Annotated in this window: 14 protein-coding genes and 1 pseudogene; 10 read left to right on the top strand and 5 right to left on the bottom strand. The window is 60.3% G+C overall.

Annotated elements, in window-relative coordinates; all coding sequences use genetic code 11:
• Window positions 1-37 precede the first annotated feature (37 nt).
• From C1A35_RS08030 to C1A35_RS08020, 3 genes are all read left to right on the top strand, one after another.
• Entirely contained in the window at window positions 38-1,135 is a 1,098-nt protein-coding gene (locus C1A35_RS08030) for an ABC transporter substrate-binding protein (RefSeq protein ID WP_234822835.1), read from the top strand.
• A gap of 110 nt (window positions 1,136-1,245) precedes the next feature.
• Window positions 1,246-2,097 carry an inositol monophosphatase family protein gene (locus C1A35_RS08025; protein ID WP_234822834.1) on the top strand — a complete coding sequence of 284 codons (852 nt, stop codon included), beginning with the start codon at window positions 1,246-1,248 and terminating at the stop codon, window positions 2,095-2,097.
• 17 nt (window positions 2,098-2,114) lie between these two features.
• Window positions 2,115-2,747: a dual specificity protein phosphatase family protein gene (locus C1A35_RS08020; RefSeq protein ID WP_104663808.1), complete on the top strand. Its 633-nt coding sequence runs from the start codon at window positions 2,115-2,117 to the stop codon at window positions 2,745-2,747.
• 200 nt (window positions 2,748-2,947) lie between these two features.
• Here C1A35_RS08020 and C1A35_RS08015 read toward each other — a convergent pair whose 3' ends face one another.
• The gene (locus C1A35_RS08015; protein WP_158665018.1) at window positions 2,948-3,148 is read right to left on the bottom strand and encodes a hypothetical protein; all 201 of its coding nucleotides are present in this window, start codon (window positions 3,146-3,148) and stop codon (window positions 2,948-2,950) included.
• A 390-nt stretch (window positions 3,149-3,538) separates the two neighbouring features.
• Here C1A35_RS08015 and C1A35_RS08010 point away from each other — a divergent pair, with 390 nt between their 5' ends.
• From C1A35_RS08010 to serA, 5 genes are all read left to right on the top strand, one after another.
• Window positions 3,539-4,816 carry a TadE/TadG family type IV pilus assembly protein gene (locus C1A35_RS08010; protein WP_104663806.1) on the top strand — a complete coding sequence of 426 codons (1,278 nt, stop codon included), beginning with the start codon at window positions 3,539-3,541 and terminating at the stop codon, window positions 4,814-4,816.
• Between the two features lie 257 nt (window positions 4,817-5,073).
• Window positions 5,074-5,694: a pentapeptide repeat-containing protein gene (locus tag C1A35_RS08005; RefSeq protein ID WP_104663805.1), complete on the top strand. Its 621-nt coding sequence runs from the start codon at window positions 5,074-5,076 to the stop codon at window positions 5,692-5,694.
• Window positions 5,695-5,744: 50 nt separating this feature from the next.
• Window positions 5,745-6,377 (top strand): helix-turn-helix domain-containing protein, encoded by a 633-nt coding sequence (locus C1A35_RS08000; protein WP_158665017.1) that lies wholly within the window; start codon window positions 5,745-5,747, stop codon window positions 6,375-6,377.
• Window positions 6,378-6,556: 179 nt separating this feature from the next.
• On the top strand, window positions 6,557-7,747 hold the full coding sequence (locus C1A35_RS07995; protein ID WP_104663803.1) for an MFS transporter: 1,191 nt from the start codon (window positions 6,557-6,559) through the stop codon (window positions 7,745-7,747).
• Window positions 7,748-8,248: 501 nt separating this feature from the next.
• Window positions 8,249-9,487: a phosphoglycerate dehydrogenase gene (gene serA / locus C1A35_RS07990; RefSeq protein WP_104663802.1), complete on the top strand. Its 1,239-nt coding sequence runs from the start codon at window positions 8,249-8,251 to the stop codon at window positions 9,485-9,487.
• A 534-nt stretch (window positions 9,488-10,021) separates the two neighbouring features.
• Here the strand turns inward: serA and C1A35_RS07980 are convergent.
• The 3 genes from C1A35_RS07980 to xapA form a co-directional block, all read right to left on the bottom strand.
• Entirely contained in the window at window positions 10,022-11,272 is a 1,251-nt protein-coding gene (locus tag C1A35_RS07980; protein WP_104663800.1) for a nucleoside permease, read from the bottom strand.
• A gap of 146 nt (window positions 11,273-11,418) precedes the next feature.
• Entirely contained in the window at window positions 11,419-12,633 is a 1,215-nt protein-coding gene (locus tag C1A35_RS07975; RefSeq protein WP_104663799.1) for a phosphopentomutase, read from the bottom strand.
• 170 nt (window positions 12,634-12,803) lie between these two features.
• The gene (gene xapA, locus C1A35_RS07970; RefSeq protein ID WP_104663798.1) at window positions 12,804-13,640 is read right to left on the bottom strand and encodes a xanthosine phosphorylase; all 837 of its coding nucleotides are present in this window, start codon (window positions 13,638-13,640) and stop codon (window positions 12,804-12,806) included.
• Window positions 13,641-13,836: 196 nt separating this feature from the next.
• Between xapA and C1A35_RS07965 the strand changes: the two genes are divergently transcribed.
• A complete protein-coding gene (locus C1A35_RS07965) occupies window positions 13,837-14,775 on the top strand; it encodes a LysR family transcriptional regulator (protein ID WP_104663797.1) in 939 nt (312 codons plus the stop codon).
• On the opposite strand, the gene C1A35_RS37200 is transcribed toward C1A35_RS07965, so the two are convergent.
• Entirely contained in the window at window positions 14,737-15,039 is a 303-nt protein-coding gene (locus C1A35_RS37200) for a hypothetical protein (RefSeq protein ID WP_158665016.1), read from the bottom strand. The two genes, C1A35_RS07965 and C1A35_RS37200, sit on opposite strands and share 39 nt — an antisense overlap.
• A gap of 165 nt (window positions 15,040-15,204) precedes the next feature.
• Between C1A35_RS37200 and C1A35_RS07960 the strand changes: the two are divergent.
• Window positions 15,205-15,499 (top strand): annotated as a pseudogene (locus C1A35_RS07960) (type II toxin-antitoxin system RelE/ParE family toxin).
• Window positions 15,500-15,550: the final 51 nt, after the last annotated feature.

Raw genomic sequence — 15,550 nt, 5'->3', positions numbered from 1 at the left:
GGAAACCATGAGCAAAGGTAAGAACAGGTTTATGGTCATGGGGGCGGCATTCGCCGCCCTTACGGCCGCATTCGCCGTCGAGGCAAGCGCCGAGGAGGCGTTTGATCTCGATGCGCTGGTGGAGGCGGCAAAGAAGGAAAAGCCGATCAATGTCTATGACAGCACCGGCAAGATCGTCGAGATGGCGGAGGCCTTCACCGCCAAGTACGGGGTCAAGGCAACGGGCGTCAAGGTCTCGGCCAACAGCCAGCTGGAGATGATCATCCGGGAGGCACAGGCGGGCAACGTCCAAGGTGACGTCGCGCTGATCACCGACGCGCCGGCAGCACTCGCCCAGCTCCTGCCGCAGGGCTTCGTCGAAAGCTACCTGCCCGGCGACATGAAGGAGAAGATACCGGCAGCCTTCCAGAATCCCCTGGCGATTTCGACCAACGCCAACGTCTGGGCCTACAACACCGAGGCCTACGACAAGTGCCCGGTGACAAACATCTGGGAACTGACGGAGGCCAAGTGGAAAGGCAAGATCGCACTCGTCGATCCCCTGACCAAGAGCACCTATACCGACTGGTTCAACCAGCTGGAAAAGCACGCCGACGCCAAAGTGGCCGAGGCCTACAAGGCCCACTTCGGCAAGGACCTGGAGACCGGCGAAAAGAGTGCTGCGGCAGCCTGGATCAAGGCTCTCGCGCAAAACGGACCGCTGCTGACGGATGGCGACGATCCTGTTGCCGAAGCCGTCGGTGCGGCCGGCCAGAAGGAGCCGTTCTTCGGGCTCTTGAGCTCGGCCAAGTTCCGCGACAACGAAGGCAAGGGCTACAAGCTCGGTCTGTGTACCGCGATTACCCCTTGGGTCGGCTGGACCTACACCAAGCTCGGTCTCATTGCCTCGAAAACGGCAAGCCCGAATGCGGCGAAGCTCTTGATCCACTACGTGTTGACGGAGGAGGGCATCGCGCCGCAGATGAAGGACGGCAAGCTTCCGACCAACGTGGACATCAAGATGCCGGCGGACGAACCGTCGGGGATCATGGAAGTTGCGGACCGCCTGTTCCCCTACGATGCCGCTACCGGTCTTGAGGACTTCGACCGGCGCGAGGAGTGGCAGGATTTCTGGCGCGTAAACTACAGCAAGTAGAACCCCGGCCGGCGCGACAGGACGAGGACTGGCCGCGCCGGCCGTTCCAGCATCAACAGGACGTGAGCATGACCGATGCCAATACGGCTGCGAGCCGGAACCATCCAGACATGGATAGCCTGCCCGATCGCGCCCGCAGGCTGATGAAAATCGCCGAGGGTGCCGCCCGCGCGGCAGGCGTACCCTTGCTGGCCGCCTTCCGCTCGGAAATGGCCGTCGACTACAAGCGCGATCTCCATGACGTCGTCACCATCCACGACAGACAAGCCGAGGCGCTGATCCGCGACTACATCTTCGCGCATGAGCCGAACTCCGCCATGCTGGGCGAAGAGGGCGGTCAGGTCGGCGACGGCGAGATCCAGTGGTATGTCGACCCGATTGACGGAACTGCGAACTTCGCCCGCGGGCTCGCCTTCTGGTGCATATCGATCGCAGCGGTCGAAGATGGGGCCGTCGTGGCGGGGGTTGTTTACGATCCGGTGGCCGGTCTGCTTTTTTCCGCTGACATCGAGCGCTCCTATCTGAACGGGGAGGTCATCGCCTCAAGGGCCGTGGCCGACGAGGCGCGCGCGACCCTGATCACCGGGTATCCCGTTTCACGGGATTTTCGCCTCGACGGCCGGGTTGTCGCTCTTGCCCGCTTCGGCGAACTCGTCGAAGCCTTCTCGACGGTGCGCCGCCCCGGCAGCGCTGCCTTGAGCATTGCCCATGTGGCGGCAGGTTTCGTCGATGCCGCCGCCGGCTTCGGCGTCAATGCCTGGGACGTGGCGGCAGCCATCCTCATCCTGAACAACGCGGGCGGCCGCTACCAGCCGCTGTCGCTTGGCAAGGTGCCGGAAGGGGCAGCCGACTATCTGTGCCCCGGCTATCTGGCCCATGGCCGCGGCGGCGACTATCCAACCTTGAACCGTGTCGCCGCAGCGATTTCGGCTGGCCGCATCGCCAAGGCGCCGGCGTCATGAACGCACAAGAGGAAAGCATGCCCGACAGTCTCGGCAACCCACCCGTCTCCGACAAGGTAAGCAGCGAATTGCCGCGGCTCAGCCTTGTCTATGCCAGGCATCCGACCTATGGCGTCGACATCTTCATCGCCGGAAAGGAAGGGGCAAGCGACCTCGAACTCTTGCGCAGCAAGGGGATCACGACGGTCGTCAATTGCGCGGTCAATCTAGATTTCAATTTCGTCGACCAACCGAAGCTCGTCTCCGATCACCGCAACAGCGTTCATGGGCCGGGCGAAATCCGCTACTACAAGATCGGCCTTATCGACGGTGATGGCAATCCGGACACGCAGATGCTCGCCGCGCACTACATCCTGCGAGCCGCACTGGAACAGGTCCTGCCGGAGAAGCCATCCTATCCCAGGCGCGAGCGCGGCGGCGTGCTCGTCAACTGTCGCGGCGGCCGCTCGCGCTCGGTCGTCGTCGTGTCGCTGTTCCTGCACCTGACGCTGCCTGACCAGTTCCCGACATTGGAAAGCGCAATCGCCTTTGTCCGCGAGAAGCGCGAGATCCCCGGGGACGAGTGGTACAAGGCGCCCAAGCCGGTCCTTGCGGCCTCGGCGGAGCGCGCCGCGGCATGGGCACGCGCGATTGAAACCGGGAAGGTCTAGACGGGGAACGTAGTCCTGGTGGCATGGGCGATCACCGCGTCACCCGGGCGCATTGCCTCGTCAAACGGTTTGGCGCTTTCTGCCGACGGGATTTGAAAGCACGAGCGAAGGGGAAAGCGCTTCGTCGGGCAAATCGTCTCAAGCCGTACGGCCGGCGTCATCGCCGACGCCGGCGGATCGTGGATCAGGATCGGCAGAGCCTATTGCTTGGGCATGACGCCCTTGTTTACGAGCCAGGTCTCGAAGGTGCCGGGGCACCCTTCGCTGGTCCATCGCCCCCGATAGGAGAAGCCGGGCGCTGCGCGCGCCGCCCCGACGAATCCGTCATAGGCGCTTCTGTCTGCCCCGCTCATTTTGAATGCTTTACCGGGATGTTTCCTCTTCGCCTTGGAAAATTTCATCGTCCGCCCCTTACGCACTACAACCATGAAGTCGCAAGCGTCTCACAGTGCACGGTCCAGTCAAGGATTAGGCAGATGCGCAAACGGGTTAGTGTTTCACCCCTTTCATCGCGACCAAACAACCTGTGAGTGAAATCTGGCGAGCGACCGCGTGGTGGCGGCAGCCGGATCGCGTCGTACCGAAGGAGACGGCAGCCGGCCGGTTCGGCCTGTGCGAGAAGCGCTAGGAGCGCAAAATCTGCCAAGAAGAGCGCGTATCGCCGTCTCTGTCAGCTTCTGGCGGGAGGCTCCGCAAATTGCATACCGTTAACTCGGCTCGAAATTAAAGGGTTGGCAAGGCTCCCTGCAGGAAGAGGCAGTTACTCTCCACCTAGTTGCAAAGAAACTGCCATGAACATACTGAACCTGCCACCGATCAAACGTTGCGCCGCGGCCCTGCTGAAATGCCGGTCCGGCAACTTCGGCCTGTTGGCAGCGATTGTCGCCATTCCCCTTATCGCCGCCATTGGCGTTGCGATCGATCTTGCAGCCGCGCTCAACCGCAAGGCCGTGATGCAAGGCGCTGCCGATGCCGCGGCATTGGCGGGGGCGGCGGCAGGCGCCGGAGCGGAACAGAAGATCGCCGAAGAGTTTCTTGGCGCCCATCTTGGCAGAGATGACACGAAAACCCCGAAGGAGCCGCCTCGCTGGAACCATCGGGTCAGCGTCGAGCGTGATACGGTGGCGGTCGTTGTCAACGAGGAACACGAAACCGCCATCATGCATATGTTCGGGTTCAGGACGGTCCCGATCTCGGTCCTGGCGAAAGCTGCCAGAAGGTCCGGCAGCTCCGCCTGTATCCTGATCCTCGATCCAGGCAGGGCCGACACACTGAAGATCATCAATTCAAACTCGGTCACCAGCGAATGCGGCTTCCAGGTGAACTCGTCCCATGCGCAGCGTGCGTTCTATGCCGAGAACCAGGGCAAGTTTTCAGCGCCGCAGATTGCCGTCAACGGCCAGTCGAAGCTTTCCGGCCGGATAATTTCGCCGCCGCCCGCCGACGGCTCTCCCGTCGTGCCGGATCCCATGGCCGACATGGCCGAACCCTTGCCGCGAAATGCCGCCTGTACCTCCAATAGCCTGAAGACGATCAACAGCCAGGGCAAGACATCGCTCGAGCCGGGCGTCTATTGCGGTGGGCTGACCGTGAACGCCACGGACGAGTTGACGCTGAAACCCGGGATCTATGCGTTTCGTGGCGGCGCCTTGACCTTGAACACGTCAGCCAGGGTGAGCGGCAAGGATGTGCTGTTTTATTTCGAAGACGCCCAGTCGCCGCTGATGCTGAACGGGGCGGCGATCCTGCAGGTGTCGGCCCCCACCACCGGCCCCCATGCCGGCATCCTGATGTTCCAGGGCCGCAAGGCGAAGGACAGCAGCGTCCAGTTCCGCATCAACACATCCGCAGGGAGCTTCTACAACGGGGCGATTTACCTGCCCTATGCGGTGATCGACTGGAACGTCAGCGGTAGCCTCAACTCGGAATCGAAGTTTACGGCGCTGATTGCCAAGGTTTTGAACCTCTACGTGTCCGGAACGGCGTTCTTCAAGAAACCCGCGGCGGGCGCCGAAGCTTTCGTCCCCAGCGGCTTCGGCGGGGGAGGCGGCGTGCGGCTGGTGGAATAGCGCCGCCCCCTGACCGCAAACGCCAGGATCGCTTGGGCGCTCGTCGACGGCCCCACGGTCTAAAGGCAGAAACTCGCATGCTTGGATCGTTTCCCGACACTCGTCGGGAAGCGGGACCAGTCGTGGAAGCTCCCGGGCAGGGTGGCTTCGCTCTTTCCCCGTCCTTTTTCGCATTGCCAATCATCACGAAGATGGAAATGCTGGCTGCGAGACAACAGAAGGCGTTTCGTTCCGTACGGCGCCGAAGCTGGATAACGATGGCTGAACGACGATACGGCGAAGCGCCGCCGAAGACCGATACGACGATCGCTGGCGCCGACTGGTACGGTCGGCAGCTGGAGCGCGAGCGGCACGACAACACGCTGTTCGTCGATCTCGACCTGACCGACGCACAGACGGTCGGGGTGGTCTTTCACGAATGCACCTTCCGTCGGGCCCGCTTCAACGCCTCGTCGCATCAGGCGAGTGCCTTCGTGAATTGCACATTCGTCTCCACCAAGTTCTTCGACAGCCGTTTCACCGAGTGCAAGTTCGTCGGCAGCATGTTTGACGCCTGCGAGTTCGACCAGATGCAGGTTGCCGGCGGCGACTGGTCCTTTACCGGCTTGCCGGGTGCTGCTCTTGGCCGCGCATCCTTCAAGGATACCCGCCTGCGGGAAGCGGATCTGACCGGCGCTTCCTGCAAGGGCGGCTCGCTCAGAGACGTGGATCTTTCCGGCGCCTGGCTGCACGGGGCAGATTTCACCGCCTGCGATCTGAGGGGCAGCGACCTCACCGCCATCGATCCGGAAAACGTCCGTCTCAGGGACGCGATCATCACCATCGACCAGACGATTGTCATCGCCGAGGCCCTGGGCCTCGACGTAAGGCGAAAATGACCGCTGCGCGGCTTTGAGCTGAAAACCCGTCGGCCGGAGAGCAGGCTCTGTTGACAGAGGGCGACGCGCTTCTGCTATCCAAGGCGGGCAGGGGCTATTGTCGCGAGGAAGCTATGGTGCTCGATCTGAAATATCGCGCTCTGCCGCTCGGATGCCGGCTGCGCCGCTTCCGCAAACTGCGGCAGATCAAGCAGGAAACGCTGGCGGCGGATCTTTGCGTATCGCAGGGTCTCCTGTCGCGATGGGAAGCAGGCCTGCACGAACCATCGGCGAAAACCCGGAGCAGGGTCGAGACGTTGCTGGCGCGGCACGAAAATGTCGGCATAGACAGCACGTTGCGGCGTCTTATCGAAGCGGCGCCGTTCCCGGTCCACCTTGTCTGTGACGACACCCATGCGCTTCTGAGCGCTTCGCCAGCCAGGCAAGCCCAGTGGCAGATTTCCGCCTCATCCTTCTTCGGCGTCTCGTTGTGGCGGTATGCGACGGCGGAAATCATTGAGAGCGAGTTGGCGCTGCAGGACCTTGGCTGGTTCGAGGAGGCCTGGTCGGGCGCAGTCCAGTTCCCGACTGGCGGAAGCGACGATCCAGAGATGCCGATCCCCCCGAGCGTCATAAGGTGGGAACGGATAGGGATTTCCGACGGACGCGTCGGCCGCCTGGTTTCCAGCGCCGATCTCATCTGAGGGGCGAACATTTCTTATGCGAGACGCGAATATTTCATTCGTTGTCCGGGCTGTCCCGCTCTTGCTAGCATGGTGTTATCTGCAACTGACCGAAGGCGCCGCACCGGAAACCCCGGTTGGCGGGCATCTGCACGCCATTCCCTCGGTCTTGATACACCGGCCAAGAGCTCTCCATTCCCATGACAAATTCGCGTCGTGCCATCACGTTTTTTCTTCTCATCCTGTGCGCAACCCTGTCGCTCGCCGGGACAGACCTTGTCCTGCCGGCCGTGCCGCAACTGCCCGAAATCTTCGGCACCGACAGCGCGACCGCACAGCTGGTGCTTGCCGCCTATGTCGGCGGCGGCGGCCTGGGCCTGCTTCTTTATGGACGCCTCGCAGATCACTTTTCGCGCAAAATGCTGCTGGTGTCCTCGCTTGCCGCCTTCGCGGCCGCTTCAGTCGCCTGCGCCTTCTCGCCCAACATCGCCGTGCTCGTCGCGCTGCGGTTTGTCCAGGGCGTAGCGTCGGCCGCGGCTCCGGTCTTTGGCCCGGGCCTGATCCGGCAGCTGTTCAGCGACAGGGCGGCCGTCCGCGCCATCGGGTTCCTTGGCAGCGTGGAATCGCTGGTACCGGCGCTGGCGCCCATCTTCGGCGTGCTGTTGCTTTCGCATTTCGGATGGCAATCGTCATTCGAACTGCTCGGCGTGCTGACGTCACTTGCTGCGGTCCTCATCCTCGTGCTTGGGCTGCCGCGGGAAGAGAAGTCTTCCGATACGCGCGGCAGCTATGGCCAATTGTTCGCGGATCGCGTCTTCATGCGCTATGCGCTGAGCCAAGCCATGACGCTCGGCGGACTTCTCACCTTCGTCTTCGGTGCGCCGACAGTCATCGTTGCGTCGATGGGGGGCTCGCTTAACGACTTCATAGTCATGCAGGTCATCAACATTTCCGGGTTCATCATCGCGGCAAATCTCACCGCCCGGATCGCCGAACGCTTCGGCGCTGAAAACATCATCCTGCTCGGCACCGTCATGGCTGCCGTCAGCGCCGTTGCGCTGTTGGCCTATGGGCTTTCGGGTCGAACGAACACGCTCATGTTGCCCGTCCTGTTTACACCCATGGCGATCGGCCTGGGCCTGCGCGGCCCCATCGGCTTCTATCGCGGCATCCTTGCGTCCGGCGCCAACAATGCGCGCGGATCCGCGCTGATCGTCTTCTTCATCTTCATGATCACCACACTCGGAACCGTGGTTGCCGCACCGATCATCACCGGCGGGCTCGCGGCGCTCGCGCTCGTCGTGTGCGCAATTCACCTCATGTCGGTGGCGCTCCTGCTCCTGCTTCCGGCAATGCCGGAAGTCGCGCGCGAGGCCGCCGAAGCATCCTAGCCGAAGCAGCCTCGCTTACGATGGACATCGGGGACTTCCGCAGGCCGGCGCTTCGCCGGGCCGTTGAATCGGAGCGCTAGGGTGTCAAGTTCAAGGCGATGGCCCGGGATTTGAACGACGAAGATTCGTTCTGCAGGGCGAAGGAAAACAGCAACCGCTTCGATCTCTCATTTAATCGAGCGGTGCCTGTTTGCGCGCGCAAGAGGCCGCCGGCTTCACTCGCGACGTCATTAGCAAGTCGCTCAATACCGGAAAGTCCCAAGTCTCGGTGATGATCCGACTGGCAACCGCATCGCCCCATGAGGGCGCCACACCAGACGTCGGCCGCCGGCCTTGGGTGGATTTCGAAGCGAAGTGCTAGCCTTTGGGTAGAAAGCATTGAAAACCGCGGTACCTCGGATCTGTTCGCGGTATCAGTGTGTTGATATTAGCCTGTTCGGCCGCTTAAATCTTCATAGTCGCCGAAGCCACATCGGCCTTCCGGACATCGGAGCAATATTTATGACCCGCCAGCTTTCTCTCTCACGCGAGCGAATTTCCGTGCTTCTGCTGGAAGGCATTAGCCAGACCGCCGTGGACTACTTTTCTTCGTCCGGCTACACCAATCTCGTTCACTTACCGAAGGCGCTCGACGACAAGGATCTTAAGTGCCACATCGCCGACGCTCATATCATCGGCATTCGCTCCCGCACGCAGTTGACGGACGAGATTTTCGAAGCCGCCAAGAAATTGATCGCCGTTGGCTGTTTTTCCGTCGGTACGAACCAAGTCGATCTGGATGCAGCGCGGCGGCGCGGAATCCCTGTGTTCAATGCACCTTATTCAAACACGCGATCGGTGGCCGAGCTTGTGATCGGCGAGATTATCATGCTGACACGGCAGATCTTTCCGCGCTCGGCTTCCGCGCATCAAGGTGGGTGGGAGAAATCCGCTGTCGGCAGCCGGGAGGTCCGCGGCAAAACGCTCGGAATTGTCGGCTACGGCAATATCGGCTCGCAGCTCAGCGCGCTCGCCGAAAGCATGGGCATGGTCGTGCGCTACTTCGATCTTTCCGATCGGCTGCGCCGGGGCAATTCGGAATCGATGGCTTCGCTCGGCGACCTTCTCGAGATCTCTGACTATGTGACGATGCACGTTCCCGAAACACCCTCGACGCATAACATGATCACCGAAACGGAATTGCGCCGCATGAAGAAGGGCGCCATCTTCATCAACAATTCTCGCGGCACGGTGGTCGATCTCGATGCGCTTGCGAAAGTCCTGAAGGATGGGCATCTGGCCGGTGCCGCGGTGGACGTGTTCCCCAAGGAGCCGGCATCCAACAACGAGCTTTTTGAGACGCCGCTGCAAGGCTTGAGCAATGTCATTCTGACGCCGCATATTGGTGGCTCCACCGAGGAAGCCCAAGAGCGCATCGGCGGGGAGGTTTCAAGGAAGCTGGTCGAGTATTCCGACATCGGCTCAACGATGGGGGCCGTCAACTTTCCGCAAGTACAACTACCGGAGCGCCCGAACGGCACGCGTTTTATTCACGTGCATGAAAACCGCCCCGGCATGCTCATCCAGCTGAACGAGATCTTCTCGTCGCGCGGGCTGAATATCGTCGCTGAGTTCCTTCAAACGCTTGGCGACACGGGCTATGTGGTGGTGGAGGCCGATGGAATTTCCGAAAATGCCGATGAGATTCTTCAGGCCCTACGCGAAATTCCTGGAACGATACGAACGCGATTAGTCTACTGAGCTGCTCGTTGGCGGCATTCCACGCACGCCGGTCATTGGTGAGTTGACCGCGATCCTCGACGCTACGCAGCCGAAGCACTGATCACCCGGCAGTGGAGCTGGATGCCTCGTGGAGGAGGTGCTGCGGAAAGAGCGGCGTCGCCAAAGCCCTGCCGTTTTGCAGGCCAGGTCGTTCCGATCGCCTGTGGTGCGGGTCGCAGAAGTCACACCACCGCTCGCCGCTCTAACTTGATAACCCCGAAGGACGGCTTGTTGATGATGCCGCGGCCCTCCAGCGCCCATTGTGTCAGCACGTCAACGTCCCTCTTTGGAAAGGCCCACGTCGACGCATTCCAAATGACGGCTCGCCTTCGCTGGGTGAATGTAAGCCGTTCTGCCTGACTGCGCGCGACAGCCAGTGCCCAACCAAGGCTAAGATGGTCGCTCAAATTGTTCCTTCCGGCCAGGCGCTGTGCAGGGATGATCCAACCTGCGCCTGGCCGCATTTCCTTCGGAGCCCCTCAGCCGGATAGGCTGTGAACGGTTCCTCGTCCTTCACGCGGCGGCGGTGGATGTTCCTTCCGGAACGTGCCGATACTGAAAGCTGAAAAAGAAGATGACGGCCAGCACCAGCGTATATGCCGCGAACAAGAGCCAGATGGACGCCCAGTCGCGGGTTCCGTCGGTTGTAAAGTAATCGACGACCATGCCGCTAACCCAGGCGCCGACGAAGGCGCCGAGTCCATTGACCGTGGTCATGAACAGACCCTGAGCGCTTGCTCGGATACTTGGGTCGACTTCCCGTTCAATGAAGATCGAGCCCGATACGTTGAAGAAATCGAAGGCGCATCCGTAGGCGATCATCGACAGCGTGAGCAGGACGAAGCCGACCGGAGATGGATCCCCCACAGCGAAGAAGCCGAAGCGGAGTGTCCACGCCAGCATGCTGATCAGCATCACTGCCTTGATGCCGAACCGTTTCAGGAAGAAGGGGATGGTCAGGATGAACAGGACTTCGGAAATCTGCGAGATCGACAGAAGCATAGACGGATATCGCGCCACAATGCTGTCGCGATAGGCCGGGTTGTTTGCAAAATCATGCAGGAACGGATTTCCGAATGTGTTTGTGATCTGGAGAACCACCCCCAGCAGCATGGCGAACAGGAAGAAGACGGCCATCTTTGGTTGCTTGAACAGGACAAAGGCGTCGAGCCCGAGCTTGCCTGCAAGGTTCTGCTTCCGCTTTCCGCTCGCTATCGGGATATGGGGCAATGTTGTGCTGTAGACGCAGAGCAGCATTGATGCGCCGGCGGCGATATAGAGTTGGACGTTGCTGAGTTCGAGCCGCAACAAACTGATGGTCCACATAGCTGCGATGAACCCGACCGTTCCGAAAACGCGGATGTGCGGGAATGTCGCGATTGCATCGAGCTTGTGTTTGCTGAGGCAGTAGTAGGAGATCGAGTTCGACAGGGCGATAGTGGGCATGAAGGTAAGCATGTTAGCCAGCATTACCCAGAACATCAGCGTCGGATCATTGACGCTTGCCGCGTAGAACAGCGTGATGCCGCTTGCGAAATGACACAGCATGTAGAGGCGGTTGGCTGGCACCAGCTTATCGGCGATGATGCCGATCAGTCCCGGCATGATAATTGCCGCCAGACCTTTGGTGCTATAGACGGCGCCCACCTGCAAGCCGGTGAAGCCCAACGTCTTTATCATGTAGGACCCGAGCGTGACGAGCCAACTTCCCCAGATGAAGTACTGAAGAAATGACAGCATTTTCAGTCTGCCGGCTATTGGCATGGTGACTCCTCCCAGATTGGTGGCGGCCTCCCAGCCGCTCGGTTTATGCCGACTGCCGCCCGCGACGGCCGTCCGCTGTTATGTTTGACCTTGTTTTCGTGAAGTTCTGTGCTCGCTTGTGCACCACCCAAGATGCGCTGCCACGGTTAGAAGAAGGATGTCCCGTGTTGCATTGGGCGCAGATTGAGCCAATGTGCTGCAGTTTGACCGAGATCGGCAAAGCTATCCCGCATTCCGAGTGATCCCGGTTCTATTCGGTGACCCCAAGCGAGTTGAGGGACATATTCGCGCGTGTGATCCGATCCGGGCCAGGTTGGATCACAGCCATGATCGGCCGTTACCAAGAGCAGGTCGTCTTCGCGCAATTCAGCCAACAGTTTCGGCAGTCGCCGGTCGAATAGCTCGAGTTCCCGGGCGTAGCCGGCTACATCGCGACGATGCCCATAGGATTGATCGAAATCGACGAAGTTGGTCATGACGATGCAGTGGCTCGGCGCTTCGCACGCCTGCTTGAGTGTCGCTTCGAACAACTCTTCAGTCCCATAGGCCTTTATCGCCTTGGTGATTCCTTGGTGTGCAAAAATGTCTGTAATCTTCCCGATGCCGATGGTTGTTCCGCCATCCTCGACAAGTTGATCGAGGACCGTTGGTGAGAATGGAGGGGTGGTATAGTCGCGGCGATTGTTGGTGCGACGAAAGTCCGAAGGCGCCTGTCCGATGAATGGCCGGGCGATTACCCGCCCGATCCGCAATGGGTCGATTTCTCGCCTTATGACCTCACAAAGCGCATATAGCCGGTCGAGCCCGAATGTTTCCTCGTGGCCCGCCACCTGGAAGACCGAGTCGGCCGACGTATAGAAAATCGGTTTGTTCGACACCATGTGTTCGACGCCGAACCTAGATATGATCTCGGTGCCGGACCCATGGCAATCTCCGAGCCACCCGCAAATGCCGGCCCGCTCGGCTATGCTCTGCAGAAGTTCAGCCGGAAAGCATGTGCCATCTCCTGCGGCCGGGAACATCCCCCATTCCTTCTCCACAGGAACACCCATCATCTCCCAATGACCCGAAGGTGTGTCCTTGCCCGCACTGATTTCCCTGGCGACGGCCCATGCGGCGGTGAGGCGAGCAGGCTCACCCGGCAGCGTCTTGCCGCAGGCCAATTCGAGAGCATGTCCAAGACCGAGCGCGCAAAGGTTGGGGATGCGAAGGATGCCCTCACGGCCATCGTCAGCCTGCCGGCCGGCACAACGTTGCGCGATATGGAGCAGGGTGTTGGCGCCACTGTCGCCGAAACGTTCGGCGTCAGGGCTGGAACCAATTCCCAGGGAATCGAGAACGAGTATGAAGACCCTCGACATCGTAGCCTTTCATTTTTCCTTGGCGCTTGACATTGCGGGCTTACCGAGGCGGCCGGACAAAAGGCCCGCTACGCAGCGGAACTGGTTCGTTGCCGTTCGCCGCGCCCCGGCGGCCCCCGCAAAGGGGTCGCGGTAGGGTGAGCCTGCAACGGCGGCTCGCGATTCCACAGCTAAGCCTCAGCCCTCTTGGAAAGATCCGCGAAGTACCCTCGGATCAGGCGCATGAAGTCCTTCGCGGCCAAGGCGGCGCAGCGCAGCGTCTGCTCATGCGACAAGGCCACATCAGACATGCCTTCGGCATGGTTGGTAATTGCGGAGACTGCGAGCACCTTGAGATCGCAGTGTCGTGCTGAGATGACCTCGGGAACCACCGACATGCCCACGACGTCGCAGCCCAGCGTCCGCATCATTCGGATCTCCGCCGGTGTTTCGAAATTCGGACCGGAATAGGACGCGAAGACACCCTCTGCGAGATCAATTCCGAGCGACTTCGCTACCTCGCGCATTCCCGCGCGCAAGTCGCGGTCGTAGGCGTTCGCCATGCTGAAAAAGCGTGGGCCGAAGTCATCATCGTTGCGGCCGATCATCGGAGTGTCCGGCATGAAATTGATGTGATCGGTCAACGCGACCAATCGCCCCGGACCGACGTCCGCCCGCATGGAGCCTGCGGCATTCGTCACAAGCAGAAATTCGCATCCCAGCAGCTTGAAAGTTCTAACGGCACTGGTCATGACTTTCGTGCCATGGCCTTCGTAGAAATGGCCGCGGCCCTTCATGCATAGCACGGGGACGCCTTCCAATGTGCCTGCAACCAGTTCTCCCGCGTGACCCTGAACGCTGCTGACCGGAAATCCCGGTAGCTCGGCATAGGGAAACGCCTCGGCTCCGCCCAGAGTATCCGCTAACCCACCCAAACCAGATCCAAGGATCAAAGCTGCTCTGGGCTTAAAGCCAGGGAGTTTCTCAAGGATCAGATTCGCCGCTTTGTGCGCGTCGGTGTGGGGCATTTGGTCTCCTCCGCTTGATAGCCTTCGGAAGACGTTAGTTGTGGCCCGTTGTTCCGTCCAATATATTGTTATGCGATGATTTATAGTCCTGGTATATAGATGTTGCCCGAGCATCGCATCCTTGCTGGCAGGCCTCTGCCGTCCAGCTCGTGGGCCTTGGGGAACGGGTCGTGCAAGCTACCGATGGGGTGTCCAGATGCTTAATGACCGAACTGAGAGCCTTGATCCGAATTTTGATCGTTCGGTGTCGCGCTTCCTGATCTATTTCAGCGCCGTTGCGGAAGAGTTGAGCTTCAGCAGGGCCGCCGCCCGCTTGAACATGTCGCAGCCACCACTCAGCATGCACATCAAAGAACTTGAAACCTTGCTCGGAACTCAACTGTTTCGACGAAGCTCACGAAGTGTCGAATTGACTGCCGCTGGCGCTGTCCTCATGGAAAATACGCGGCGAATTCAAGGCATGACAAGGCAGACACTGCGCCAGGTGCAGTTGATGGGACGCGGTGAAGCCGGCCACGTCCATCTCGGAATGGTTGGATCAGCGGCATGGGGCAAGCTGTTGCCGGCAATGAGGCAATTCTCGTCGCAATCGCCTGGAATGACATGGTCAATGATAGAGATGACACCCGTGCAACAGGTCGCCGCCCTTCAGCGACACGAGATTGATGTCGGGATGTGGCGAGAAGTGAGGCAAGCGGAGCTTCCTGCACCGTTTACCAGCCGATTGATCGAACGAGAGCGGATGTTTGTGGCCCTGCCGATCGGCCACCGTCTTCTCGTCCGTGAACGTGCCATCTCGCTTGTCGACTTGGCCGACGAACCTTTGATCATGATTTCGGAGGGGCCTTACAACCTGGGAGAGTATGTCGCCCAGATATTCCGATCGTATGAGATCGAAGCGAAAGTTGCACATACCGTCGTCGAACCGCAAACAGCGCTAGCCTTGGTTGGTGCCGGTGATGGCTTCACCTTGTTGCCGGAAAGCTATTCTCGGATAGCTTGGCCACAAGCTGAGTTCCGGGCGTTGAAGCAGGGTGTCACTGCGAACCTCTTTGCCGTCGCCGATCCACAGGGGCTCAACCCGATCGCCCACCGGCTACTGGAGTTCCTTGACGCCGACAATCCTCGGTGCTGATCGCTTCCATTCTTTGTCGTCGACGTTGTCGCCGACGTCGATCATCAGAAGCTGTTTGATCATATTGAGGCCAACCGCCGGGCATTCGTTGGGCGCTTGATCGACTACGTGCGCCATCCGAGCACAAGCGCCCACAATGTCGGGATTAGTGAAGTCGCCGGCATGCTGGTGAACATGTTGAGCGCACTCGGCATGGAAGCAGAAGCCGTGCCGACGAAAAAACCATCCGGTAGTTCTCGGTCGGCGCAACGCGTCGTCGGCCAAGCCAACGGTGCTGCTCTATGGCCACTACGACGTACAACCTCCTGACCCGCCGGAACTATGGGAGAGCCCGCCGTTTGAGCCGACAATCCGCGAGGATGCTGATGTTGAGGCTCGCTTCCGCGAGCGCCGGGCGGCGGCTCTGCGTAAGGCAGGGGCCGGCGACCGATGAGGCTTGTCTGGGCGCAGTATGCGCTCGACGATCGAGAGGCTATCTTCAGCTACATTGAGAGCGAAAATCCGAGGGCGGCGATCCACGTCGACGAGGAGATTGCGCGAGCGGTTGGACGTCTCCTCGACTTTCCCGAAAGCGGTCGTCCTGGTCGAGTTGAGGGCACGCGGGAGCCGGTAGTTCCGCTGTCACCATACATCGCGGCATATATGGTGACAGCGGACCGGATTCCGCATTCTGCGAATTCTGTATGGCGCCCAGATATGGCCCTTCGAATTCGACGGCGAGTGATTTCAACCGTCTTCTTTGGCTGTCGGTGGTTCGAACCCGTTCAAGAGCCTG

Origin of the sequence: Ensifer adhaerens (assembly GCF_002940685.1) — a bacterium.
Lineage (GTDB): Bacteria > Pseudomonadota > Alphaproteobacteria > Rhizobiales > Rhizobiaceae > Ensifer > Ensifer adhaerens_E.
The sequence above is the reverse complement of the archived record's forward strand: the minus strand, read 5'-3'. Positions and strand labels throughout refer to the sequence as shown.

Coding starts and splice junctions, on each gene's coding strand:
- C1A35_RS08030 (WP_234822835.1), top strand. CDS start 38: ATGGGGGCGGCATTCGCCGCCCTTACGGCCGCATTCGCCGTCGAGGCA.
- C1A35_RS08025 (WP_234822834.1), top strand. CDS start 1,246: ATGGATAGCCTGCCCGATCGCGCCCGCAGGCTGATGAAAATCGCCGAG.
- C1A35_RS08020 (WP_104663808.1), top strand. CDS start 2,115: ATGCCCGACAGTCTCGGCAACCCACCCGTCTCCGACAAGGTAAGCAGC.
- C1A35_RS08015 (WP_158665018.1), bottom strand. CDS start 3,148: ATGAAATTTTCCAAGGCGAAGAGGAAACATCCCGGTAAAGCATTCAAA.
- C1A35_RS08010 (WP_104663806.1), top strand. CDS start 3,539: ATGAACATACTGAACCTGCCACCGATCAAACGTTGCGCCGCGGCCCTG.
- C1A35_RS08005 (WP_104663805.1), top strand. CDS start 5,074: ATGGCTGAACGACGATACGGCGAAGCGCCGCCGAAGACCGATACGACG.
- C1A35_RS07995 (WP_104663803.1), top strand. CDS start 6,557: ATGACAAATTCGCGTCGTGCCATCACGTTTTTTCTTCTCATCCTGTGC.
- serA (WP_104663802.1), top strand. CDS start 8,249: ATGACCCGCCAGCTTTCTCTCTCACGCGAGCGAATTTCCGTGCTTCTG.
- C1A35_RS07980 (WP_104663800.1), bottom strand. CDS start 11,272: ATGCCAATAGCCGGCAGACTGAAAATGCTGTCATTTCTTCAGTACTTC.
- C1A35_RS07975 (WP_104663799.1), bottom strand. CDS start 12,633: ATGTCGAGGGTCTTCATACTCGTTCTCGATTCCCTGGGAATTGGTTCC.
- xapA (WP_104663798.1), bottom strand. CDS start 13,640: ATGCCCCACACCGACGCGCACAAAGCGGCGAATCTGATCCTTGAGAAA.
- C1A35_RS07965 (WP_104663797.1), top strand. CDS start 13,837: ATGCTTAATGACCGAACTGAGAGCCTTGATCCGAATTTTGATCGTTCG.